The sequence below is a fragment of the Streptomyces sp. NPDC048389 genome (assembly GCF_040706335.1).
Classification (GTDB): domain Bacteria; phylum Actinomycetota; class Actinomycetes; order Streptomycetales; family Streptomycetaceae; genus Streptomyces.
In genome coordinates this window covers 33,128-54,918 of sequence record NZ_JBEZKP010000030.1, presented here as the reverse complement: position 1 = coordinate 54,918, position 21,791 = coordinate 33,128, and the positions used below count along the sequence as shown (strand labels likewise).

The following is a 21,791-nucleotide window of genomic DNA, read 5'->3' as shown; positions in this document are numbered from 1 at the left end:
TCACGCAGGACGGGGGTCGTGTGTCGGATTCAGCGCAGCGGACGGCGGACCATCGGCCGTACTTCTTCTTGAGCTACGCGCACACACCGCGGTACGGGGCGGGAGGCCCGGACCCCGACATGTGGGTCGAGCGGCTGTTCCGCGACCTGGTCGGCCATGTGATGGCCATGACCGATCTCCCGGCCGGCTCTCCGGCCGGTTTCATGGACCGGGAGATACGTTCGGGGGAGGGCTGGTCGGAGCGGCTGGGGGAAGTGCTGGCCAGTTGCCGGGTCTTCGTCCCGCTCTTCTCCCCGCGCTACTTCGCCAGCGAGATGTGCGGCAAGGAGTGGTACGCCTTCGCCCAGCGGGCCATCTACCACCATGCGAAGAGCAACCGCCCCGCGGAGGCGATCGTCCCGGCGTTATGGGTGCCGATGCCGCCCGAGCAGTTGCCGGGCCCCGCGGAGCGGCTGCAGTTCAACCACCGCGCCTTCGGTGACCGCTATGTGACCGACGGCCTCTACGGGTTGATCAAGCTCCGGATATTCGCGGAGGAGTACGAGGCGGCAGTCTACGAACTCGCGAAACGGATCGTGAGCGTCGCCGACACCACCCGGCTCGCGCCCGGCAGCCCGGTCGAGTTCCGTCAGGCGCCCAGTGCCTTCGGCCGGCTCAGCGTCGGCCCGCGGCCCATGCACATCACCGTCGCCGCACCCACCAGCCACGACCTGCCGCCCGGCCGGTCGGCCGACTTCTACGGCAAGCAGTCCCAGGACTGGAACCCGTACCACCCGGACTCCGCACGCCCGTTGGCGTCCATCGCCCAGGACCTGGTGCGCTCTCTCAACTACCAGCCGACCGTCTCCTCGTTCGACCACGAACCCCTGACGGCCGCAGGCCGGCCGCCGACCCGCCCGGAGATCCTGCTCGTCGACCGCTGGGCCCTGGAGAACGAGGAACGGCGGCGCAAGCTCGCCGCCTTCGACGCGCAGCCGCGCCCCTGGGTCAGCGTCGTCGTCCCCTGGAACCGCGACGACCCCGACAGCAGCCGCGCGTCGGAGGCCGCGCTGATCGAGAAGCTGGAACGCACCATGCCGCACCACATGGGCCACGGCCGTGCGGCCTGCCAGGCGGCGGCCAGGGGGGTGTACACCATGGAGGCATTCGGGCAGCTGCTGCCCCAGGTGGCGGAGGCGGCCGCCCAGGAGTACCTGCGCCACGCCGACGTCTTCCCGCCGGCCCCGCCGGGCGGCGGCAGCCACGGCGAACGGCCCCGGCTGCGCGGCCCGATGGCCGAGTACGGCACCACCCAGTACATCCCGAACGTGCGTGACATCGCCCCTGATGCGGAGGACACGGATGACAGCCAGTCGTGACGGGCGCATCGTCACCTTCTACTCGTACAAAGGAGGTACCGGGCGCACCATGGCCATGGCCAACGTGGCATGGATACTCGCCGCGAACGGCAAGCGGGTTCTGGCGGTCGACTGGGACCTGGAAGCGCCCGGCCTGCACCGCTTCTTCCACCCCTTCCTCGACCCGTCCACACTCGGGGCCACCACCGGCGTCATCGACCTGATCACCGAGTTCGCCTGGGCCGCGACCAATCCCGAGCCGCGCCGCCCCGACTGGCACCGGGACTACGCGCGCATACAGCCGCACGCCGTCTCCCTCACCCCGGAGAACCTCGGCTGGGAATTCCCCCGGGGCGGCACGCTCGACTTCGTCTCCGCGGGCAAGCAGAACCGCGAGTACTCGGCCACCGTCTCCACCTTCGACTGGGACAACTTCTACGACCGCCTCGGCGGCGGGCACTTCTTCGACGCACTGCGCGACGACATGAAGGCCAACTACGACTACGTCCTCATCGACAGCCGCACCGGTCTCAGCGACATCGCCGACATCTGCACCGTCCATCTGCCCGACGTCCTCGTCGACTGCTTCACGCTCAGCGACCAGTCGATCGACGGCGCCGCGTCGGTCGCCCGGCAGATCGACGAACGGTACGGCGGCCGGGGCATCAAGATCCTCCCCGTGCCGATGCGCATCGACGAGGGCGAGAAGGAGAAGGCCGACGCCGGACGGGCCCTCGCACGCCTGAAGTTCGACCGGTTCCCCAGCGGCCTCACCGCGGAGGAGGGCGCCGCCTACTGGGGCGCGGTGGAGATCCCCTACCGGCCGTACTACGCCTACGAGGAGACGCTCGCGACCTTCGGCGACGAGGCCGGGCTCACCAGCTCGCTGCTCTCCGCCTTCGAACGGCTCGCCGCCGTCGTCACCGACGGGCAGATCGCCTCGATGCCGCCGGTCAACGAGGACGTCCGGCTGCGCATCAGGGACGCCTTCACCCGCCGCCGCCCGGCGCTGCCCGCCGACCTCTTCCTCAGCTACGTCGCCGAGAACCGCATGTGGGCAGACTGGGTCGAGTACGTACTCAGCCGGGCCGGCTTCCGGGTCGTGCCGCGTGACGTGTCCGCCGAAGGCGACCCGGTGGAGATCGACGCGGCCGCCGCTTCGAACGCGGCACGCACGGTGGTGCTGCTGTCCAGCGCGTACCTCAAGTCCGCACGCGCCGTCGAAGTCTTCCAGCGCGCCGCCGCCGAGGACCCCGGCGGTGGCCGACGGCATCTGCTGCCGGTCCGCGTCGGCGACGTCCGGCTGACCACCCCGTACATCGACCGCAACCCCGTCGACCTGTTCCGGCTCGACGAGACGCACGCCACCGGTGCGCTGCTGCGCGCCCTCGACCGCCCGGTGCAGCTCCCGGAGCCCTCCTCGCCCGGCCCCCGGTTCCCCGGAACGGTGCCGAAGATCTGGAACGCGCCGCCCCGCAACCCCGGGTTCACCGGCCGCTCCGTGGTCCTGGAGCGGATGCGGGACCAGCTCGGCGGCGGCATGTCCGTGGCCGCGGTGCTGCCGCAGCCGCAGACCCTCTACGGTCTCGGCGGCGTCGGCAAGACCCAGGTGGCCCTCGAATACGTCCACCGCTTCATGGCCGACTACGACCTGGTCTGGTGGATCTCCGCAGAGCAGCCCGACGACGTGATCGCCGGACTCGCCGAACTGGCCGTCCGCCTCGGCGCGCAGGGCGGTGAGGACATGGCCGCCGCCTCCCAGGAGGCCATGGACCTGCTGCGGCGCGGAGTGCCGTCGAAACGCTGGCTGCTGGTCTTCGACAACGCGGACGACCCCGAGCAGCTGAAGCGGTACTTCCCCGCCGGCGGACCCGGGCACGTGCTGGTCACCTCGAGGAACCAGAGCTGGTCGCAGTACGGCGACGCGCTGCCCGTCGACGTCTTCCTGCGCGATGAGTCCATCGAGCACATCCAGCGGCGCGCCCGCGGACTGAGCGTGGAGGACGCCGACCAGGTCGCCACCGCCGTGGGAGACCTGCCCCTCGCCGTCGAACAGGCCGCGGCCTGGATCGCGGAGACCGCCACACCGGTCAGCGCCTACCTGGAACAGCTGCGCGAGCAGGCCGCGAGCGTCCTCGCGCTCAACCAGCCCGTCGGATACCCGGAGCCGGTCGCCGCCACCTGGAACGTGTCCATCCAGCGGCTCAAGGAACGCTCGCCCGCGGCCGTCAGGCTGCTCCAGCTGTGCGCCTTCTTCGCTCCCGAGCCGATCTCCGCGAACCTCCTCTACAGCAAGGAGATGATCGACGCCCTCAAGCCGTACGACGCCTCCCTCCAGGAGAAGCTGGTCCTCGGCAGAGTCATCAGGGAGATCGGCAGGTTCGCCCTCGCCAAGGTCGACCAGGTCTCCAACTCCATCCAGGTGCACCGGCTGGTGCAGGCCGTCATCCGGGCGCAGCTCAGCGAGCAGGAGCAGATGGACGCGCGGCACGCCGTCCACCGCATCCTCGCCGGCGCCAGGCCCGACGACGACGAGCCGATAGACAACCCCGACACCTGGCCGCGGTTCAACACCATCTGGCCGCACCTCGGCCCCTCGGAGGCCAGATACTGCAAGGAGCCGGAGACGCGCCGGCTGCTGATCGACCGGGTGCGCTACCTGTGGAAGCGCGGTGACTGGAAGACCGCCTACGCCCTCGCCAGCGACCTGCGCGAGGAATGGAAGGACAGGCTGGGCAACAACGACCTGCAGTATCTGTACCTGCGCTTCCACCTCTCCAACATCCTCCGCTCCCAAGGCCGTTACATGGAGGCCAGGAACCTCGACGAGGTGACCCTGGAGCGGCAGCGCGCGGTGCTCGGCCCCACGCATCCGCACACGTACATGACCACCAGCGGTCTGGCGATGGACCTCGGCACGCTCGGCGAGTACGGGAGGGCCATGGAGCTGGCGACCGAGGCACACGAGGGGTTCAGCCAGATCTTCCACGAATCCCACCCGCGCACTCTGGCCGCGGCCAACAACCTGGCGCTGAACCTGCGCATGGTCGGGCAGTACGCCCGGGCCCGCGAGATCGACCAGGAGGTCTTCGACCGGCGCAGCGAGGTGCTCGGCCCGGAGCACCCGTACACGCTGAACTCCGCGATGAACCTCGCCCGCGACCTCAGGGAGGTCGGACGGTACGAGGACTCCGTGGCGGTTCTCAGCCGTACCTACGACGTCTACAAGGAGCAGCTGGGCCGGACGTTCCCGGGCACCCTGGCCGCGGCCAAGAGCCTCGCGGTGTCGCTGCGCAGGGCCGGCCGGCTGGAGGACGCCCGGCGGCTGACGACGGCGACCCGCAACCGATACCGCGCCAAGTACACGTCCGCCAATCCGGATTCGCTGGCCTGCGACCTGAACATGGCGGCCGATCTTTTCGCGGCGGGGGAGCCGGTGGCGGCCCGGGACCTGGCTCAGGAGGTCGTCGACCAGTACCGGCAGGTGCCGGGCGAACGGCACCCGTACTCATTGGCCGCGATCAACAACCTCGGGATCTACGAGTGGGGCTGCGGGATGCCCGAGTCCGCGGAGCGGCTGCTGCGGGAGGTCGTCGCCACGATGCGGGAGGTGCTGGGCGAGAACCATCCGCACGCCCTGTACGGCACGATCAACCTCGCCAACGCCCTCGCCGACCTGGGACTCTGCGACGAGGCACTGGAGATCGAGCAGCGGACCGTGACCCGGCTGCGCGACGGGCTCGGCGCACACCACCCCGAGGTGCTCGCCATCGCCTCCAACATGTCCGTCACGCTCGGCCTGCTCGGGCGCAAGGACGAGGCGGCGCAGACGCGGGCCGAGGTGGTGGAGCAGCTGCAGCGGCTGCTGGGCGAGGAGCACGCGCTGACCCGGATCGCGAAGGACGAACGCCGCGTCTACCGCGACCTGGAGCCGCTGGCGGTGTGAGCCGCGAGCGGCCTCGGTGCGGTCGAGCGCCCGGATGTTCGCGAATTGGGCCCGAGTGTTCTCAACGTGCCCGGGCGTGCTCTCGACCGGCTCCGTCGCCTTCCGACGGCTCAGGCGTCCTCGAGCAGCCAGGTGAGGACGCGGGGCAGCGCGTGGAAGGCGTCGAAGTGCGCGGCGGCCGGCTCCAGGACAGCCGTCGCGCCCGGGATGCGCTGGGCGAGCCAGCGGGAGTGGCCCACCGGGGAGAAGACGTCCTTCTCCCCGTGCCACAGCATCACCGGTCCCCGGATGTCCGCCGGGTCGAAGCCCCACGGGCTGCAGAACGCGAGCGCGTCGTCGATCCACCCGTACGCCGAAGTGCGCAGCGCCTCCTGGTAGTTGCGCAGCAGCATGGACCTCAGACCGGCGTCGGACACCACCATGCGGTCGGATTCGGTGAGCTCCCTGCGCAGATCGTTGAGCAGCCGCACCGGGTCCTGTCTGATCTCGGCTGAGCGCACGGTGAACCGTTCCACGAGACCGGCCGGGTCGGTCAGGGCGCTGGTGTACTCGGTGACGTTCGACGTGGCCATGCCCTCGAACCAGTCGAGACCGTCCGCGTCCCTGGGTGCGAGGGTCACCAGCGCGGCGGTACGGGTGACCCGGTCGGGCATCAGCGCCGCGCACGCGAGCGCGTGCGGAGCGCCGCCGGAACGGCCCACGACGGCGAAGCGCTCCAGCCCCAACTCGTCGGCGATCGCCCGTACGTCCTGGGTGACATCGGCGATGCTGCGGCCCGCGAGGCGGTCGGAACCGCCGTACCCAGGCCGGTCGTAGGCGATGAGCTGGGTGCCGCGCTGATAGAGCACCATGCCGCGCGGCGCGGGGCCGAGTCTGCTGCCCGGTGTGCCGTGCAGCAGGAAGACCGGTTTGCCGCGTGGATCGCCCAGTCGCTCCACCATCAGATGCCGTCCGTCCGACACGCGCACCCGACGTCGCACCCGAACGCCCCCTTCGCCGGACACGCCCTCGGGCATGGCCGTGTAGCTGCCTGAAGTACCTCACGTACAGCCTGGCGTACGTGTCCTGTGCAGACATCATGAGCTTCCCCGTCCGTCGGGTGATTACCCATCAGGAGACGGGCCCGCTGTGTGAATCCCGTCCCGGTACGACCGGGCCCGCACCACCGCGCAGGCCAGCGTGACCACCACACCCCCCACCGCCCACGCCGCGAGCACCAGCGTCGGCCCGCCCACCCCGTTCCCCCGGAAGTACGCGATCGAGCGCGCCGCGTACGTGCCCGCACCCGGTGGCAGCGCCGGGCCGATCGCCTGCCAGAACGGCGGCAGCAGCGGGTACGGATACGCGCCGCCCGCGCTCGGATTGCCGAGGACCACCACCAGCAGGATCGCCAGCCCGATGCCGATGACGCCCGCCAGCCCCTGCAGCGCCAGCGTCACCGCGCCGACCGCGAAGACGACCAGCGTGCCGAGCCCCCACAGGGCCCAGACGCTGCCGGGCAGTGCGCCCAGCACGGGGCCCGCGATGACCGTGCCGAGCAGTCCCGCGGCGATCGAGTACAGCAGCAGTGCGCCGAGCCGGATGACGGCGCGGTTCGTGTTGGCCGGCCGGGCGCCCGCACTGATCGCCAGGATCGCCGCGCACAGATAGCCGCCCACGCACCAGCCGACCACCAGATAGAACGAGGAGAGCCCCCGCGCGTCGCCCGCGGCGCCGGGGACGACGTCGACCACCCGTACCTCACGGCCCTGCGACTGTTCGGCCTTGGAGACGACCTCGGTGAGCGCCTGCGCGAGTGCCCCGCCCGCACCGCCCGCGACCAGCAGCCGGTCGGTGGTGCCCCGCGGATCGATGACGAGCGCCCCGTCGACCTCCCGTTCCATGATCTGCCGCCGGGCCGCCGCCTCGTCGGCGACGGTGCGCGGTTCGAGGGGGGCGCCCGGCAGCCGGTCGAGCCGGTAGAGGGCCTCGTCGGCGGCCTGGGTGTCGGGTGACGTGACGGCCAGCGGGATCCTGTCCGGCTCCGGCTGGTGGAAAGCGCCGATGTACGACGTGATGAAGCCGAGCTGGAGCGCCAGCACCCCGAGGACCAGGGCCGCGGCCCGCAGGCTCACCGCGTCCGTCACCTCGCCGAGGAAACCCCTGCGTCGTCCGTCGTATGTCTGTGCCATGGCCCAACGCTCGACCGCGTCCGTGTCCGGCGCAGGTGGTACGGGCCGAATGGGTCACGGCCCGTACCCCATGGCCGTGCCGTCCGTGATTCCGCTGTCGCGACCGGCCCTGCCGGCCGTCCCGCCACGGCCGCGGCCCCCCGTCCGGGCCGGGGGGCCGGGTGGCGAGAATGTGTCGTACGTATGTTCGAAACTGGTCTATGGTGGAGGTGGGGGAGGTGAGAACGACTGATCCAGGAGGTGCGGATGTCAGGCTTCACGCATCTGCACACCGTTTCCGGGTTCTCCCTGAGATACGGGGCCTCCCACCCGGAGCGGCTGGCCGCGTCCGCCGCCGAGCGCGGCATGGACGCCCTCGCGCTGACCGACCGGGACACCTTCGCCGGGGCGGTCCGCTTCGCCTCGGCCTGTGCCAAGGAGGGCGTGCGGCCGCTGTTCGGGGCCGACCTCGCCGTGGGGGAGAGGGAGCGGCAGGACGGGCCTGCCGAGCGGCGCCGTACACCGGTGCGCGGTGGAGCGTTCGTCGACGAGTCCGCGCCCCGGAACGTCTTCCTCGCCCGGGACCGCGACGGCTGGACCGCGCTGTGCCGGATGATCACCGCTGCCCACGCGAGTGACCCGCGCAGCCCGCTGCTGCCCTGGGACGACAACCACGGCGACGGGCTGACCGTGCTGCTCGGCCCGTCCTCCGAGGTGGGCGGCGCCCTGGCCGCCGGCCGCCCGGACCGTGCCGCCAAACTGCTCGCCCCCTGGCGGGACCGGTACGGCGACCGGCTGCGTCTGGAAGTCGTGCACCACGGCCGCACCGGCACCGGAGCAGGTTCGCTGCGGCACGCCGCCCGCACCCTCGGCCTCGCCGCCGAGCAGGGCGTACGGGCGGTGCTGACCAACGCCGTCCGGTACGCCGACCCCGGCCGGGGCCCGGTCGCCGACGTCCTCGACGCGGCCCGCCGCCTGGTACCGATCGACCCGCGCAAAGGTCTCGACAGCGGCGAGCGCTGGCTCAAGGACCCGGCCGCGATGGCCCGTCTCGCGGAGCGGGTCGCCGAGGCCGCGGGCTTCCGGCGGGACACCGCGCACCGACTGCTGGCCATGACGGAGGAGACGGCCGCCGAGTGCCTGGTCGATCCCGACGACGACCTCGGGATCGGCAGCGTCCACTTCCCGGAGCCGGCCCTCGTCGGCGCCGAGTACCGCACGGCGCAGCGGGTACTGGCCTCCCGGGCGGCCGCCGGGATGGTGCTGCGCGGCTACGACGGCCGGCGCGAGTACTGGGAGCGGATGCACCACGAGCTGGACATCATCGCCCACCACGGCTTCGCCTCCTACTTCCTGACGGTCGCCCAAGTGGTGGACGACGTGAAGGGCATGGGCATCCGGGTCGCGGCGCGCGGCTCCGGGGCCGGTTCCCTGGTCAACCACCTTCTCGGCATCGCGCACGCCGACCCGGTCGAGCACGGCCTGCTGATGGAGCGCTTCCTGTCCAAGCGGCGCCGGGTGCTGCCCGACATCGACATCGACGTGGAGTCCGCCCGCCGGCTCGAGGTCTACCGGTCGATCATCGGCCGCTTCGGCGAGGAGCGGGTCGCGACCGTCGCCATGCCCGAGACCTACCGGGTGCGCCATGCGGTACGGGACGTGGGTGCGGCCCTGTCCATGGACCCGGCCGAGATCGACAGGATCGCCAAGTCCTTCCCGCACATCCGGGCCCGTGACGCCCGCGCGGCCCTGGAGGAGCTGCCGGAACTGCGCGGCGTGGCGGGAGAGGAGCACGGCAGGCTCTGGGAGCTGGTCGAGGCGCTGGACGCGCTGCCCCGCGGGGTCGCCATGCACCCGTGCGGCGTGCTGCTGTCCGACGCCTCGCTGCTCACCCGTACACCGGTGGTGCCCACCAGCGGCGAGGGATTCCCCATGTCGCAGTTCGACAAGGACGACGTGGAGGAGCTGGGGCTGCTCAAGCTCGACGTCCTCGGGGTGCGGATGCAGTCGGCGATGGCGCACGCGGTCGCCGAGGTGCGCAGGGCGAGCGGCGAGGAGGTCGACCTCGACGCCGTCCCGCCGGGCGACCCGGACACCTACCGGCTCATCAAGTCGGCCCAGACGCTGGGCTGCTTCCAGATCGAGTCGCCCGGCCAGCGCGATCTGGTGGGGCGGCTGCAGCCGGAGACCTTCGGCGACCTGGTCGTCGACATCTCGCTGTTCCGGCCGGGCCCGGTCGCGGCCGACATGGTGCGGCCGTTCATCGAGGCCAGGCACGGCCGCGCGCCCGCCCGTTATCCGCATCCCCACCTGGAAGGGCCGCTGAACCAGACGTACGGGGTGGTCGTCTTCCATGAGCAGATCATCGAGATCCTGGACATCATGACCGGTTGCGGCCGGGCCGAGGCCGACCGGGTGCGGCGCGGCCTGTCCGACCCGGAGTCGCAGGGCAGGATCAAGGTCTGGTTCGCGCAGAGCGCCGGGGCGAAGGGATACGCGCCCGAGGTGATCGGCCGCACCTGGCAGATCGTCGAGGCATTCGGTTCGTACGGCTTCTGCAAGGCGCACGCGGTCGCGTTCGCCGTGCCGACGTACCAGTCGGCCTGGCTCAAGGCGCACCACCCGGCGGCCTTCTATGCCGGGCTGCTCACCCACGACCCCGGCATGTACCCGAAGCGGCTGCTGCTCGCGGACGCACGGCGGCGCGGGGTGCCGGTGCTGCCGCTGGACGTGAACCGGTCCGCGGTCGCCCATCGAATCGAACTGGTGTCTGATCAGATGGGTGAGTCGGATTCCGGCAAGTGGGGACTGCGGCTCGCGCTCTCGGACGTACACGGCATCAGCGAGGCGGAGGCCACCCGTATCGAAGCCGGGCAGCCGTACTCCTCGCTGCTGGACTTCTGGCAGCGGGCCTGCCCCTCGCGACCGGTCGCCGAGCGGCTCGCCCAGGTCGGCGCGCTCGACGCCTTCGGCGCCAACCGCCGCGACCTGCTGCTGCACCTCGCCGAACTGCACCGCTCCCGGCGCGGCGCCGCGTCCTACGACGGCGGGCTCCCCCTCGCCCAGGGGCAGCGGACCGCCCCCGTCGGGCTGCCCGACCTGGGTGACGCGGAACGCCTCAGCGCCGAGCTGGGTGTGCTCGGCATGGACGCCTCCCGTCACCTGATGGCCGATCACCATGCCTTCCTGGCCGAGCTGGGCGTGCTCTCCGCGCAGCGGCTCCGCGGTGCGCCGCACGGGGCGACGGTGCTCGTCGCGGGCGCCAAGGCGGCCACCCAGACACCGCCGATCCGTTCCGGCAGGAGGGTCATCTTCACCACGCTCGACGACGGCACCGGCCTGGTCGACCTCGCCTTCTTCGACGACAGCCACGCCGCCTGCGCCCACACCGTCTTCCACTCCTGGCTGCTGCTGGTGCGCGGAGTGGTGCAGCGGCGCGGACCGCGCAGCCTCAGTGTGGTCGGCTCGGCCGCCTGGAACCTGGCGGAGCTGGTGGAACTCCGGCGCACCGGCGGCCTCGACGCGGTCGCCGCCCGGCTGGCGGCGCCGGTGCGGCAGGACGGCGAGAGCTCCGACAGCGGCCGCCGTATCCAGCTGCCGACCGGATACGAGCTCAACCCGTGGGCCGACCTCCGGCCCGCCGGAGAAGGCGCCGCGAGCGGAAGGAAGCTGTGGCACCAGAGCCCGGGGAGCGCCGGATGATCCTCTGCGCACGTTTCCTGCTCGCGCCGCCCGCACGTGGAACGGGAGGCGGCGAGGCGGCGCTGCCCGCGCTCGGGGCAGGAGGCGGCGAGGCGGCGCTGCCCGCGCTGCTCACCCTGGCCGAGGGCATCAGCCCCGTCGTGCAGGCCCTGCCGCCGGACGGGGCGCTCCTCGACGTCCGGGGCGCGCAGCGGTACTTCGGACGGGACGCGGTCGAACTCGCCGCGCTGCTGCGGGTGCGGGCGCTCGCCCACTGCGGCGTGGACTGCGTGATCGGCGCCGGCCCCGTACCCATGCTCGCCAGGATGGCGGCACGGGAGGCCGCACCCGGTACGACCCTGGTGGTGACGGAGGAGGAGTGCGCGGCCTTCCTGGCCGGCAAGCCGGTCGGCGTGCTCGACGGGGTGGGTCCGGTGACCGCCCGCACCCTGTGCGCGTACGGGCTCGACTCCGTCGGCCGGCTCGCCGGCGTGCCGCTCGCCGTGGTCCAGCGGATCCTGGGCACCCGGGCCGGGCGCGAGGTGTGGGAGCTGGCGCGCGGCATCGACCGTACGGCGGTCGTCCCGAACGCCCTCTCGCGCTCCATGGCCGCCGAACGCACCTTTGGAATCGACGAGTTGGACCAGGTGGAGCACCGGCGGGCGCTGCTCTCGCTCGCCGAGGAGCTGGGGTCACGGATGCGGGGCGAGCGCCAGGTGTGCCGGTCCCTGACGCTCACCGTGCGCTACGCCGACCGGTCCACGACCACCCGTACCCGCACCCTGCGTGAGCCGACCGCCCACTCGGCGGCACTCGCCGACGTCGCGTACGCGCTTCACGAGGCGCTCGGGCTCCAGCGGGCCAGGGTGCGGGGTCTGTCGCTGCGGGCCGAGGACATGACGGCTGCCGAACGGGCCGCGCGGCAGCTGACGTTCGACCCTGCCGACGAGCGGGCGCGCAGGCTCGAGGAAGTGGCGGACCGGGCTCGGGCGAAGTTCGGCCCACGGGCCGTCGTGCCGGGGTCGCTGGCGGCCTGAGGCGGATCCGGGCCTTTCCGGGCCGGTTCCGAACGGACTCGGGACGGCCCTGACCTGCGCTACATGTCGTTTCGTAAGTCTGAAGAAAAGTCAGTTTTTACCGACGCGTAACTTCCCAGTGATGGTTACCCACTCGTAAGTTGTCGTGAGCACAGCAAATCCAGCCATCGAACTCCCTTGAGCCGCAAGGAGATCGCCCGATGCTGCCTTGGAAACGTGCGCTCAGACCGCTGTCAGCCCTCATGCTCGCAGTGGCCGTCGCTCTGACCCCTGCCGCCACCGCCACCGCCGCGTCCACCACCGCCGCCCCCAGCAGTGGCTGGAACAACTACGACTGCAAACCCTCCGCCGCCCATCCCCGCCCCGTCGTCCTCGTCCACGGAACCCTCGGGAACTCGGTCGACAACTGGCTCGTCCTCGCCCCCTACCTGGCGAAGCGCGGATACTGTGTCTTCTCCCTCGACTACGGGCAGCTTCCGAACGTGCCCTTCTTCCACGGCCTCGGCCCCATCGACAAGTCGGCGGAACAGCTCTCCGGGTACGTCGACCGGGTCCTCGCCGCCACCGGTGCCTCCAAGGCCGACATCGTCGGCCACTCCCAGGGCGGCATGATGCCGCGCTACTACCTCAAGTTCCTGGGCGGAGCGGCCAAGGTGAACGCCCTGGTGGGCATCGCGCCCAGCAACCACGGCACCACCCTGAACGGTCTCACCCGGCTGCTGCCGTACTTCCCCGGCGCGGCGGATCTGCTCGGCACGCACACCCCGGCCCTCGCCGACCAGGTCGCCGGATCCGACTTCCTCACCAAGCTCAACGCGGGCGGCGACACCGTGCCCGGAGTGAAGTACACGGTCATCGCCACCCGTTACGACGAGGTGGTCACCCCCTGGCGGACGCAGTACCTCAGCGGGCCGAACGTCCGCAACGTCCTGCTCCAGGATCTCTGCCCCGTCGACTTCTCGGAGCACGTCGCCATCGGCGTCTTCGACCTGATCGCCTACCACGAGGTCGTCAACGCCCTCGACCCGGCACACGCCAAACCCACCACCTGCGCCTCCGTCTTCGGCTGACCGCGGGCACGCACCGGGCCGGTCTCCGCTCCCGTGAGCGGAGACCGGCCTTCGCGTCGGCCTCACTCAGCGGCCGTGCCGCCCACCTGCCGGTGCCACCCCGCGGCGGCCGAGACCGAACAGCGCCGCGCCGCCGACCGCCAGGGCGGCCGCGCCGCCGACCGCCATGTAGGTGGTGCTGCTGTCCCCGCCCGTCTCCGCGAGGTTCTCACCGGACGTCTCCGGGGCCTGCGGGACGGCCGCGGGCTCCTCGGCGCCCTTCACTTCGGGCGCGTTCCGGTCGGCGTCCTGGTCGGCCTCCGTGCCCGTACCCGCCTGCTCGCCGTGGTCATGACCGCCGTCACCGCTGTCACCGCCGTGACCGCCGTGGTCGACCGTCGACTTGTCCGCGCCGTCCTCGATGTCCTTGTCCGAGGGGGCACTCGCCTCCGGGGCCGCCCCGCCGCCCCCGTTGTCCTTGCCGAAGACCACGTCGGAGCAGGTGTAGAACGCCTCGGGGGAGTCGGAGCGCTGCCAGACCGAGTAGACCAGGTGCCGGCCGGACTTGTTCGGCACGATGCCGTCGAAGACGTACGCCCCGTTCTCCAGCTTCGGGTCCGTGACCTTGGCGAACGGCTTCTCCTCCAGGTCCGACCACTTGAGCGGCCGGGTCGGGTCGTAACCGTCCTTGGTGAGGTACAGCTCGAACGAGCCCTTGTGCGGTGCGGTCGCCTTGTAGCGGAAGGTGTGGTTCCCGGACGCCATCGGGGACGACGGCCAGTCGGCGCGGGGCAGGTCCAGCCCCTTGTACTTGTCACGGCCGGCACTGCACAGCTTGCCGTCGGGGATCAACTGCCGGTGGTTCCCGGCAGCATTGGCGATGTTCACCTCGTTCCAGTCGTACAGCGGCTGCGTCCCGCCCGCCGCGACGAGCGCCTTGCACGCCGCCGAGTCCGGGCTCTTCGGCCCCTCGGCGAAGCACGCCGAGATCCGGCTGACCGGGTCCGTCATCGAACCGTGCGCGGACGCCGGTACGGCGCCCAGACCGGCGAGCGCGAGCGGCGCGAGACCGAGGGCGGCGACCGTGGTGACCTTGCGGCGAGCGGTCATGGGGACGTTCTCCTTCAAGCGGCTATGGGGGACACGGGGATCCGGCTCGAACGGGCGGCGCAGCCCCCCGCGGACTTCGGCACCGACTGCCCGAACCGGTCCCGGGCTTACGCAAGCTAGCCGCTCACCACCCCGAAATCCCCTGCTGGGGACGGGTGACGGGCATCCTTATGGTCCCTTTAAGGCAACGCTAAGAAGGGGCTGAGGAAGAGCGGTCGTCGATGCCGGGGCACGGGCTCGACAAGCCGGGCCGGCCGCGTCGGGAAAGCGCGAGGAGCGGTCTGTGTCCGGGCGGAACGTACCGAAGAGGGCAACCGGCAGGCGTGGGAAGCCGGTGACGGCGTCGGTGAAGAGGGCGCCGCCGGCAAGGAGGCCGGGGCGCGACGGACGAACGCCCGGCGGGAGATGGCCGGTGGCCGGACGCGGCCCGATGCCGGATGCGTGCGGTCCCGGTGGGATCCACCCGGGCCTGTCGGCTGCCCACCGGGAAGCCCACGGCGGCAGGGTCCGTCCGGTGCGGGCGCCTTGGGAGCCGGACCGTGCCGTGCTCAGCGCCCGGCACCATCCACCTCGGCGGTGCGCGTCTTTCGGCGGTGGGCGGTGGGCGGTGGGCGGGAACATCGGGCCACGCTCGGGCGCTGATCCCGGGTATGACCTCACCTTCACCGCACACGGCTGCCCAAGGACCCGGCAGGGGCCACCGGATCAGCGTCGAAACCGCCGACGAGCATGTCCGGGCCGTACGGGGCGGGCGGGTGCTCGCCGAGAGCCGGCGGCCGCTGGTGCTGCGCGAGACCGGCTGCCCGGTCCGGTACTACCTGCCGGCCGACGACGTACGCACCGACCTCCTGACCCCCTCCGCCACCCGTACCCACTGTCCGTTCAAGGGCGATGCCTCCTACTGGTCGCTGCCCGGCGCTGACGATCTGGTGTGGGCCTATCCCGATCCGAAGCCCGACGTGGCCGCCATCGCCGGCCACTACTGCTTCTACGAGACCGAAGTGGTGTCCTCGTAGGGGAACCGGGCGAGCGGGGCCTCGCGCCGGAAGAAGGTCTTGGCACGGACGAGCGCCCGCTCGTCCTGCCGCACCTGACCGGGACGGGAGCCGTTGCCGAGCAGCAGCCCGCCGAAGCTCATCCCCAGATAGGCCGCCGTGTGGTTGAGCGTGGCCGCCAGCCCGTCGGCGACGCTGTCGTCCTCGTCCGCCATGACGGTGACGCCCCACAGGGTCCGGCCCGACATCCGCTGCTTGAAGTCCGATTCGGGCACCGTCAGCCAGCCCGACCAGTAGTCGAGGTGGCGCTTGGTCTGCGCGGAGAGCGTGTACCAGTACAGGGGCGAGGCGAGAACGATGTCGGTGGCCTCCACAGTGGCCTGCCGAAGCGTCTCCTCGTTCTCCACGGCCGGCCGGTCGCCGGTCTCGTGGCGCCCGTCCTGGAAATCCGGCAACGGGAGCCGGTTCAGATCCACCCAGCGCCGCGGGACACCGGCCGGCAACTGCTCGGCGGCGGCACGATCTCGGTGTTGCCGGCAGGGCGGGAACTGCCGAGGACGAAGAGGAACGAACGGTCTGTGTCATGTGCCGTGTCGGTGGTCCCGCTGTCGGTGGTCACCGTGTCGGTGGTCATGTCTGCTCCGGTCTCGGGCCCTGGAGGACGGCGCGGAGAGGTGACACCGGCCGTCGCCCAGGTGATCACTGGGTTCGCCGCTTCCAACCTCCTTACCCCCAGGGGTACTCCCGGTGCCCGGACCACCCGTGCGGCACGTCGCACGGGGGCGGGCGCGCGGCCGTATGCGGCCGCCTGGTGCCCGCCGTACGGTGGGACCGCACGGGTTCCACGGACGTCGGGAGATGGCGTGACCGGGGAGATCTCGTTCTTCGGGCTGGGCGTCGCCGACGCCGGGCAGGCCCGCACCTTCCACCGCGGTCTGTTCGGCTGGACCTTCGACGCCGGGACGACCGAGGGCGGCGGCTACTCGATTCGGACGCCGAACATCCCCGGAGGAGACGCGGGACCGAGTCCGTGTCTCTTCTTCAAGGTCGACGACATGCGGGCCGCCGTCGCCCGGGTGCGTGAGCTCGGCGGCAGCGTCGACGACGCCGACGTGGGAGGTGACGAGGAGACGGTCGCCCGCTTCGGACGCTTCCGGCTCTGCCACGACGACCAGGGCTCCCCGTTCGGGTTCCACCAGCCGCCTTCCTGACCCGGGCGGCCCGTCAGCCGATGCGGCGGTAGCGGCGCTCCGGGCGGCCCGTGCCGCCGTAGCGCAGGGTCACCTCGGCGCGGCCCGTCTCCGCGAAGTACTCCAGGTAGCGCCGCGCGCTCACCCGTGACAGCGAGCCCGCCTCCGCGCACTCGGAGGCCGACAGGTCACCCGGATGTTCGCGCAGGATGCGCTCGACCAGCTCCGCCGTGTGGGGCGCGAGGCCCTTGGGGAGTTCGCGGGAGCCCGGCGGGCGGGGACCGAAGATCTGGTCGACATCCTCCTGGCGTGCCTCGTCGAGCCGGTCGAGGCGAGAGCGCAGCGACGCCACGTGCCGGAGCTGCTCGTGCAGCGCGGCTTGGTTGAAGGGCTTGATCAGATAGTGCAGCGCGCCCGCGCGCAGCGCGGAACGGACGACGGAGGCGTCGCGGGCGGCCGTGATGAACAGGACGTCCACCGGCGGGCGGTCCCGGTCGACGGACTCCGCCGCCCGCAGCTCACGCAGCACGGCGATCCCGTCCATGTCGGGCAGATACACGTCGAGCAGCACGAGATCGGGCCGCTGCCGCTCGGCGGCGCGCAGCGCCTGTGCGCCGCTGTGGGCCACCCCGACGACCGTGAAGCCCTCCGCCTGGGACACATAGCGGCTGTGCAGCTTCGCGACCATGAAGTCGTCGTCCACCACCAGCACCTTCGTCACGCCGACACGCTAGGCCGCGACCGCAAGGACCACAACGTCCGTTGATTCCGGAAGAGAGACAGCTTCTTAACGCGCAGGCAACATGTGGGCCACTTCACACTTCTGCGACGAGAGGCGATCAGTTGCGCATGCGCACCCCCATTGCCCTGCTCGGGGCCGCGCTGCTGGTGCTCGTGGGGCCGCCGCTGCTCACCACGGGCAGCGGCGCCGAAACCGGGACGCAGATCCCCGGTCTGCGGTTCATGGTCCCCAACACACCTGGCGGCGGCTACGACATCACCGCCCGCACGGCCGCGAAGAACGCCGAGGACGCAGGGCTCACCCACAACATCGAGGTCTTCAATCTGCCCGGCGCCGGCGGCACCGTCGGTCTGGCCCGGCTCGTCGGCGAGCACGGCAACGGCAGGCTGGCCATGTCCATGGGCCTCGGCGTCGTCGGAGCCGTACACACCAACAAGTCGCCCAAGACGCTCGCCGACACCACCCCGATCGCCCGGCTCACCGAGGAGCAGGACATCGTGGTCGTGTCCAAGGACTCCCCGTACCGGACCATCGACCAGCTGATCGCGGCCTGGAAGAAGAACCCCGGCAAGCTGCCCGTCGGCGGCGGCTCCTCGCCCGGCGGGCCCGACCATCTGGCGCCCATGCTCATGGCGCAGGCGGCGGGCATCGCCCCCAAGTCCGTCAACTACATCCCCTTCGACGGCGGCGGCGAACTGCTCGCCTCCATCCTCGGCAACAAGGTCGCCTTCGGTGTCTCGGGCGTCGGCGAGTACCTCGACCAGATCAAATCGGGCGAGCTGCGGCTGCTGGCCGTGACCGGACCGAAGCGCGTACCCGGTCTGGACGCGCCCACCCTGCGCGAGGCCGGCCTGGACACCGAGTTCACCAACTGGCGCGGCATCGTCGCACCGCCCGGCCTGTCCGCCGCCGAGCGCGACAAGCTCGTCGGTCTCGTCACCAAGCTGCACGACTCGCAGGAATGGCGGGACTCCATGAAGAAGAACCGCTGGGACGACGCCTTCCTCACCGGAGACAGGTTCGGCGATTTCCTCACGGAACAGGACGCAAAAGTGGACCAGGTGCTGAAGGAGCTGGGCCTGTGAGCACGACAGAGACCACCGGCGGCCGGCGCTCCTGGCTGCGTGAACACTCCGAGCTCGGTGTCGGCCTGCTGCTCCTCGTCATCGGCCTCCTCGTCCTCACCGACGCGCTCACCATGGACGTCGACATCACCCAGCGCGGGCCCGTCGGTCCCCGGACCGTCCCGATCGCCGTCGGCACCGGCCTGCTCGTCGTCGCCGTGCTCCTGGCGGTCGACGTGCTGCGAGGCGGCCGGGGCGAGGCCGAGGGCGGCGAGGACATCGACCTGTCCGAGCCGAGCGACTGGCGTACGGTCCTGCTGCTCGCCGGGGTGTTCCTGGCGGGCGCGGTTCTGATCGGGCCGCTCGGCTTCCCGCTCTCCGGCGCGCTGCTCTTCTGGGGCTCCGCGTATGCGCTCGGCAGCCGGCGCATCGACCGCGACCCGCTGATCGCCGCCGTCCTCTCCCTCGTCACCTACTTCGTCTTCAACAACCTGCTCGGCGTCCCGCTCCCCGGTGGCCCGCTGATGGGAGTGCTCTGATGGATTCCCTCACCTCCCTTCTCGACGGCTTCGGCACGGCGCTCACCCCGATCAACCTGCTCTGGGCGGCGACAGGCGTCCTGCTCGGCACGGCCATCGGCGTCCTGCCCGGCATCGGCCCGGCCATGGCGGTCGCGCTGCTGCTGCCGGTGACGTACGGCCTGGAGCCGACCGGGGCGTTCATCATGTTCGCCGGGATCTACTACGGGGCCATGTTCGGCGGCTCCACCACCTCCATCCTGCTCAACACCCCCGGCGAGAGCGCGGCGGTGGTCGCCGCGATCGAGGGCAATCCGATGGCCAAGGCGGGCCGCGGTGCGCAGGCGCTGGCAGCCGCGGCGGGCGGTCACTTCGCGGGCGGCGTGATCGGCACGATCCTGCTGGTCGTGCTCGCCCCGACGGTGGCCGAGCTGGCCGTCGACATCGGCGCCCCCGACTACTTCGCGATCATGGTGCTGGCCTTCATCGCCGTCACCTCCGTGCTCGGCTCCTCACGGATCAGGGGCCTCGCCTCGTTGCTGATCGGGCTCACCCTCGGACTGGTCGGCCTCGACCGGATGACCGGCCAGCAGCGGCTGACCTTCGGGTCGCTCCAACTCGCGGACGGCATCGACGTCGTCATCGTCGCGGTCGGACTCTTCGCCATCGGCGAGGCCCTGTGGGTCGCCGCCCATCTGCGGCGCAACAGCGGCGACGCGATACCCGTCGGCCGGCCGTGGCTGGCGAAGTCCGACGTCAGGCGCACCTGGAAGCCGTGGCTGCGCGGGCCGGTCATCGGCTTCCCGTTCGGCGCGATCCCGGCGGGCGGCGCGGAGATCCCCACCTTCCTGTCGTACGTCACGGAGAAGCGGCTCTCCAAGCACAAGGACGAGTTCGGCAAGGGTGCCATCGAGGGCGTGGCCGGGCCGGAGTCCGCGGCCTCCGCGTCCGCCGCCGGCACCCTCGTCTCGATGCTCACGCTCGGACTGCCCACGACCGCCGTCGCGGCGGTCATGCTGGCAGCCTTCCAGCAGTACGGAATCCAGCCAGGACCGCTGCTCTTCGAACGCGAACCCGACCTGGTGTGGGGCCTGATCGCCTCCCTGTTCGTCGGCATGGTGCTGCTGCTCGCGCTGAACCTGCCGCTCGCGCCGCTGTGGGCGAAGCTGCTGCGCATCCCCCGGCCGTACCTCTACGCCGGAATCCTGTTCTTCGCGGCGGTCGGCGCGTACGCGGTGGGCGGCGAGGCGATCGACCTGGTGATCCTGCTGATCATCGGTCTGATCGGTTTCGGTATGCGGCGCTACGGGCTCCCCGTGCTGCCCGCCGTCATCGGTGTCATCCTCGGCCCGGCGGCCGAGCAGCAGCTGCGGCGTGCGCTCCAGATCAGCGACGGCAGTGCCGCCGGGCTCGTCAACACGCCCTTCTCGGTGACCGTGTACGCGGTGATCGTGGTGCTGCTGGCCTGGCCGTGGCTGAGAAGGCTTGTCGTACGGCGCCGGGCGGCCTGATCCGGCGCGACGAGGTGAGGGGCGGGCCGCCGCGGTGGTCCGCCCCTCAGCGTGTCATTGGTCCAGCAACCGCGTGAAGCGCCCGCTCCGGGCGCGCCGTTCCAGCTCGTCCAGGGCGCGGACCGCTTCCACGGCGGCCTCGGGGTCGCGGACGGCGAGGCCGCTCTCCTCGAACTCGTCCTCGTCCAGCCGCAGGATCTCCGTGCCGTCCGCCGACACCCACAGGTCGAGGTCCAGGTCCTCGACGCTCAGTTCGTCGCCGCCCTCGGCCAGTACGGCGGGGCGGGTGATGTCGCAGTACCAGCCCTTGAGTGTGCCGTCACTCGTGCGGACCTCCTTGACCGAGTACCAGTGGTCCCGCCAGTAGTGCTCGGTGAACACATCGCCCGGTTCGAAGCGTACGAACCCGAAGTCCCGTACGCCAGAGCCCGCCCAGGGCGCGCGGACGACGAGACGCGTACCGTCGTCGCCGAGCAGCTCGGCCCGGTAGCGGATCTTCGTCGCGCCCGCCTTGACGAGCCGTACGTCAACCGAGCGCGCGGACATGGCGGACCTCCGTCGCGCAGATCTCGTACCCGAACCACCTGTTGATCGCCAGCATCGGACCGTTGCCGGCGTCGTTGCTCGTGAAGGCGTCCGTGTAGCCCGCCGCGCGGGCCCGGTGCAGCGAGTCGGTCTTGGCCAGCTTCGCCAGGCCCTTGCCGCGGTGGGCCCGCAGGGTGCCCGTCATCCCGGACAGATAGCGGGTACCGCCGTCCGTGAGCGCGGCCGTGCAGGCCGCGACCTTGCCGTCGACCACGACGACCGTGGACAGACGCCGGTCGAGCAGCGGGTCGTTCCAGGTGTGGGCGATCCAGTCCTCGTAGTCGTCGAAATCGGTGCTGATGTCACTCGGCTCGTCCGACGTCGCCTCCGCGTCCGCCTCGAACATCGGCCGCGGGTCGGACTCGAAGTCCGCGGCGGTACGCAGCTCGGCGCCCGGTGGCAGGGTGGGGAGCCCGGGGAGCGGGCCGTTCGCCAGATCGAGGCGCTGGAAGTGCGCGGAACGGGTGGGCCGGTAGCCGCGCTTCTCGGCGAACGCGATGCTCTCCGCGCCGTCCAGCACCCACGCGTACACGTTCGTCGCGCCCGCCGCGGCGAGATGCTCCTCGGCGACCCGCAGCAGCAGGCCCCCCGCGCCGTGACCCCGGTGCTCCGGATGGACATGCGGGGTGACGAAGGACTGGCCGGGCTCGGATGAGTCGTACGCGATCCCGGCATGTGCCGTGCCGATCAGCTCCCCCTCTCGCTCAGCCACCAACAGCCGGTACTTCTTGGCGGGGTTGGCGGTCTCGAACCCGAAGAGGAGGGACGCGGGTGTCGTCACCTCGAAGGGCATGCACGCACGCCGGACCCGGGTCACGGTCTCGGCGTCCTCGGGGCGGAAGTCACGGACGATCACAGTCATGGCCAGGCACGCTA

At 71.4% G+C, this 21,791-nt stretch carries 16 protein-coding genes and 1 pseudogene; 10 read left to right on the top strand and 7 right to left on the bottom strand.

Annotation, left to right across the window (positions count from 1 at the left end):
* The first annotated feature begins 20 nt into the window (after positions 1–20).
* Positions 21–1,358 carry a TIR-like protein FxsC gene (locus AB0903_RS20990; RefSeq protein ID WP_366704890.1) on the top strand — a complete coding sequence of 446 codons (1,338 nt, stop codon included), beginning with the start codon at positions 21–23 and terminating at the stop codon, positions 1,356–1,358.
* Positions 1,342–5,283 carry an FxSxx-COOH system tetratricopeptide repeat protein gene (gene fxsT / locus AB0903_RS20985; protein ID WP_366704888.1) on the top strand — a complete coding sequence of 1,314 codons (3,942 nt, stop codon included), beginning with the start codon at positions 1,342–1,344 and terminating at the stop codon, positions 5,281–5,283. The genes AB0903_RS20990 and fxsT overlap by 17 nt, the downstream gene beginning before the upstream one ends.
* A gap of 110 nt (positions 5,284–5,393) precedes the next feature.
* On the opposite strand, the gene AB0903_RS20980 is transcribed toward fxsT, so the two are convergent.
* Together AB0903_RS20980 and AB0903_RS20975 are read right to left on the bottom strand one after the other, a co-directional pair.
* Positions 5,394–6,224 carry an alpha/beta hydrolase gene (locus AB0903_RS20980; RefSeq protein WP_366704886.1) on the bottom strand — a complete coding sequence of 277 codons (831 nt, stop codon included), beginning with the start codon at positions 6,222–6,224 and terminating at the stop codon, positions 5,394–5,396.
* A gap of 162 nt (positions 6,225–6,386) precedes the next feature.
* Positions 6,387–7,454, bottom strand: coding sequence for a DUF3533 domain-containing protein (locus AB0903_RS20975; RefSeq protein ID WP_366704884.1), 1,068 nt, complete (start codon positions 7,452–7,454; stop codon positions 6,387–6,389).
* A 246-nt stretch (positions 7,455–7,700) separates the two neighbouring features.
* On the opposite strand from AB0903_RS20975, the gene AB0903_RS20970 reads away from it, so the two are divergent.
* The 3 genes from AB0903_RS20970 (at position 7,701) to AB0903_RS20960 (ending at position 13,221) form a co-directional block, all read left to right on the top strand.
* Positions 7,701–11,135, top strand: coding sequence for a DNA polymerase III subunit alpha (locus tag AB0903_RS20970; protein ID WP_366704882.1), 3,435 nt, complete (start codon positions 7,701–7,703; stop codon positions 11,133–11,135).
* The gene (locus AB0903_RS20965) at positions 11,132–12,151 is read left to right on the top strand and encodes a hypothetical protein (protein ID WP_366704880.1); all 1,020 of its coding nucleotides are present in this window, start codon (positions 11,132–11,134) and stop codon (positions 12,149–12,151) included. The genes AB0903_RS20970 and AB0903_RS20965 overlap by 4 nt, the downstream gene beginning before the upstream one ends.
* A gap of 200 nt (positions 12,152–12,351) precedes the next feature.
* Entirely contained in the window at positions 12,352–13,221 is an 870-nt protein-coding gene (locus tag AB0903_RS20960; RefSeq protein WP_366704878.1) for an alpha/beta fold hydrolase, read from the top strand.
* Positions 13,222–13,287: 66 nt separating this feature from the next.
* Here AB0903_RS20960 and AB0903_RS20955 read toward each other — a convergent pair whose 3' ends face one another.
* Positions 13,288–14,310: a lytic polysaccharide monooxygenase gene (locus AB0903_RS20955; protein WP_366704876.1), complete on the bottom strand. Its 1,023-nt coding sequence runs from the start codon at positions 14,308–14,310 to the stop codon at positions 13,288–13,290.
* A 650-nt stretch (positions 14,311–14,960) separates the two neighbouring features.
* Here AB0903_RS20955 and AB0903_RS20950 point away from each other — a divergent pair.
* On the top strand, positions 14,961–15,326 hold the full coding sequence (locus AB0903_RS20950; protein WP_366704874.1) for a DUF427 domain-containing protein: 366 nt from the start codon (positions 14,961–14,963) through the stop codon (positions 15,324–15,326).
* Here the strand turns inward: AB0903_RS20950 and AB0903_RS20945 are convergent.
* Positions 15,299–15,939, bottom strand: a pseudogene (locus tag AB0903_RS20945) (NAD(P)H-dependent oxidoreductase). The gene AB0903_RS20950 and the pseudogene AB0903_RS20945 sit on opposite strands and share 28 nt — an antisense overlap.
* Positions 15,940–16,168: 229 nt before the next feature.
* Here AB0903_RS20945 and AB0903_RS20940 point away from each other — a divergent pair.
* On the top strand, positions 16,169–16,516 hold the full coding sequence (locus tag AB0903_RS20940; RefSeq protein WP_366704872.1) for a VOC family protein: 348 nt from the start codon (positions 16,169–16,171) through the stop codon (positions 16,514–16,516).
* Between the two features lie 13 nt (positions 16,517–16,529).
* On the opposite strand, the gene AB0903_RS20935 is transcribed toward AB0903_RS20940, so the two are convergent.
* Positions 16,530–17,216 carry a response regulator gene (locus AB0903_RS20935; RefSeq protein WP_366704870.1) on the bottom strand — a complete coding sequence of 229 codons (687 nt, stop codon included), beginning with the start codon at positions 17,214–17,216 and terminating at the stop codon, positions 16,530–16,532.
* A gap of 122 nt (positions 17,217–17,338) precedes the next feature.
* Between AB0903_RS20935 and AB0903_RS20930 the strand changes: the two genes are divergently transcribed.
* The 3 genes from AB0903_RS20930 to AB0903_RS20920 are packed head-to-tail and all read left to right on the top strand — an operon-like array spanning position 17,339 to position 20,330.
* Complete coding sequence (locus AB0903_RS20930; protein ID WP_366704868.1) at positions 17,339–18,322, top strand: tripartite tricarboxylate transporter substrate binding protein; 984 nt, start codon at positions 17,339–17,341, stop codon at positions 18,320–18,322.
* Positions 18,319–18,840, top strand: a complete 522-nt coding sequence (locus AB0903_RS20925; RefSeq protein WP_366704866.1) for a tripartite tricarboxylate transporter TctB family protein — start codon at positions 18,319–18,321, stop codon at positions 18,838–18,840. The genes AB0903_RS20930 and AB0903_RS20925 overlap by 4 nt, the downstream gene beginning before the upstream one ends.
* A complete protein-coding gene (locus AB0903_RS20920; RefSeq protein WP_366704864.1) occupies positions 18,840–20,330 on the top strand; it encodes a tripartite tricarboxylate transporter permease in 1,491 nt (496 codons plus the stop codon). Before AB0903_RS20925 ends, AB0903_RS20920 begins: the two co-directional genes overlap by 1 nt.
* 54 nt (positions 20,331–20,384) lie before the next feature.
* On the opposite strand, the gene AB0903_RS20915 is transcribed toward AB0903_RS20920, so the two are convergent.
* Together AB0903_RS20915 and AB0903_RS20910 are read right to left on the bottom strand one after the other, a co-directional pair.
* A complete protein-coding gene (locus AB0903_RS20915) occupies positions 20,385–20,876 on the bottom strand; it encodes a DUF402 domain-containing protein (protein ID WP_366704862.1) in 492 nt (163 codons plus the stop codon).
* The gene (locus AB0903_RS20910; RefSeq protein ID WP_366704860.1) at positions 20,857–21,777 is read right to left on the bottom strand and encodes a GNAT family N-acetyltransferase; all 921 of its coding nucleotides are present in this window, start codon (positions 21,775–21,777) and stop codon (positions 20,857–20,859) included. Before AB0903_RS20910 ends, AB0903_RS20915 begins: the two co-directional genes overlap by 20 nt.
* Positions 21,778–21,791: the final 14 nt, after the last annotated feature.

Bases quoted from the DNA above. Each gene is read 5' to 3' on its own strand.
- fxsT (WP_366704888.1), top strand. From the start codon at position 1,342: ATGACAGCCAGTCGTGACGGGCGCATCGTCACCTTCTACTCGTACAAA.
- AB0903_RS20980 (WP_366704886.1), bottom strand. From the start codon at position 6,224: ATGGTGGAGCGACTGGGCGATCCACGCGGCAAACCGGTCTTCCTGCTG.
- AB0903_RS20975 (WP_366704884.1), bottom strand. From the start codon at position 7,454: ATGGCACAGACATACGACGGACGACGCAGGGGTTTCCTCGGCGAGGTG.
- AB0903_RS20970 (WP_366704882.1), top strand. From the start codon at position 7,701: ATGTCAGGCTTCACGCATCTGCACACCGTTTCCGGGTTCTCCCTGAGA.
- AB0903_RS20965 (WP_366704880.1), top strand. From the start codon at position 11,132: ATGATCCTCTGCGCACGTTTCCTGCTCGCGCCGCCCGCACGTGGAACG.
- AB0903_RS20960 (WP_366704878.1), top strand. From the start codon at position 12,352: ATGCTGCCTTGGAAACGTGCGCTCAGACCGCTGTCAGCCCTCATGCTC.
- AB0903_RS20955 (WP_366704876.1), bottom strand. From the start codon at position 14,310: ATGACCGCTCGCCGCAAGGTCACCACGGTCGCCGCCCTCGGTCTCGCG.
- AB0903_RS20950 (WP_366704874.1), top strand. From the start codon at position 14,961: ATGACCTCACCTTCACCGCACACGGCTGCCCAAGGACCCGGCAGGGGC.
- AB0903_RS20920 (WP_366704864.1), top strand. From the start codon at position 18,840: ATGGATTCCCTCACCTCCCTTCTCGACGGCTTCGGCACGGCGCTCACC.
- AB0903_RS20915 (WP_366704862.1), bottom strand. From the start codon at position 20,876: ATGTCCGCGCGCTCGGTTGACGTACGGCTCGTCAAGGCGGGCGCGACG.
- AB0903_RS20910 (WP_366704860.1), bottom strand. From the start codon at position 21,777: ATGACTGTGATCGTCCGTGACTTCCGCCCCGAGGACGCCGAGACCGTG.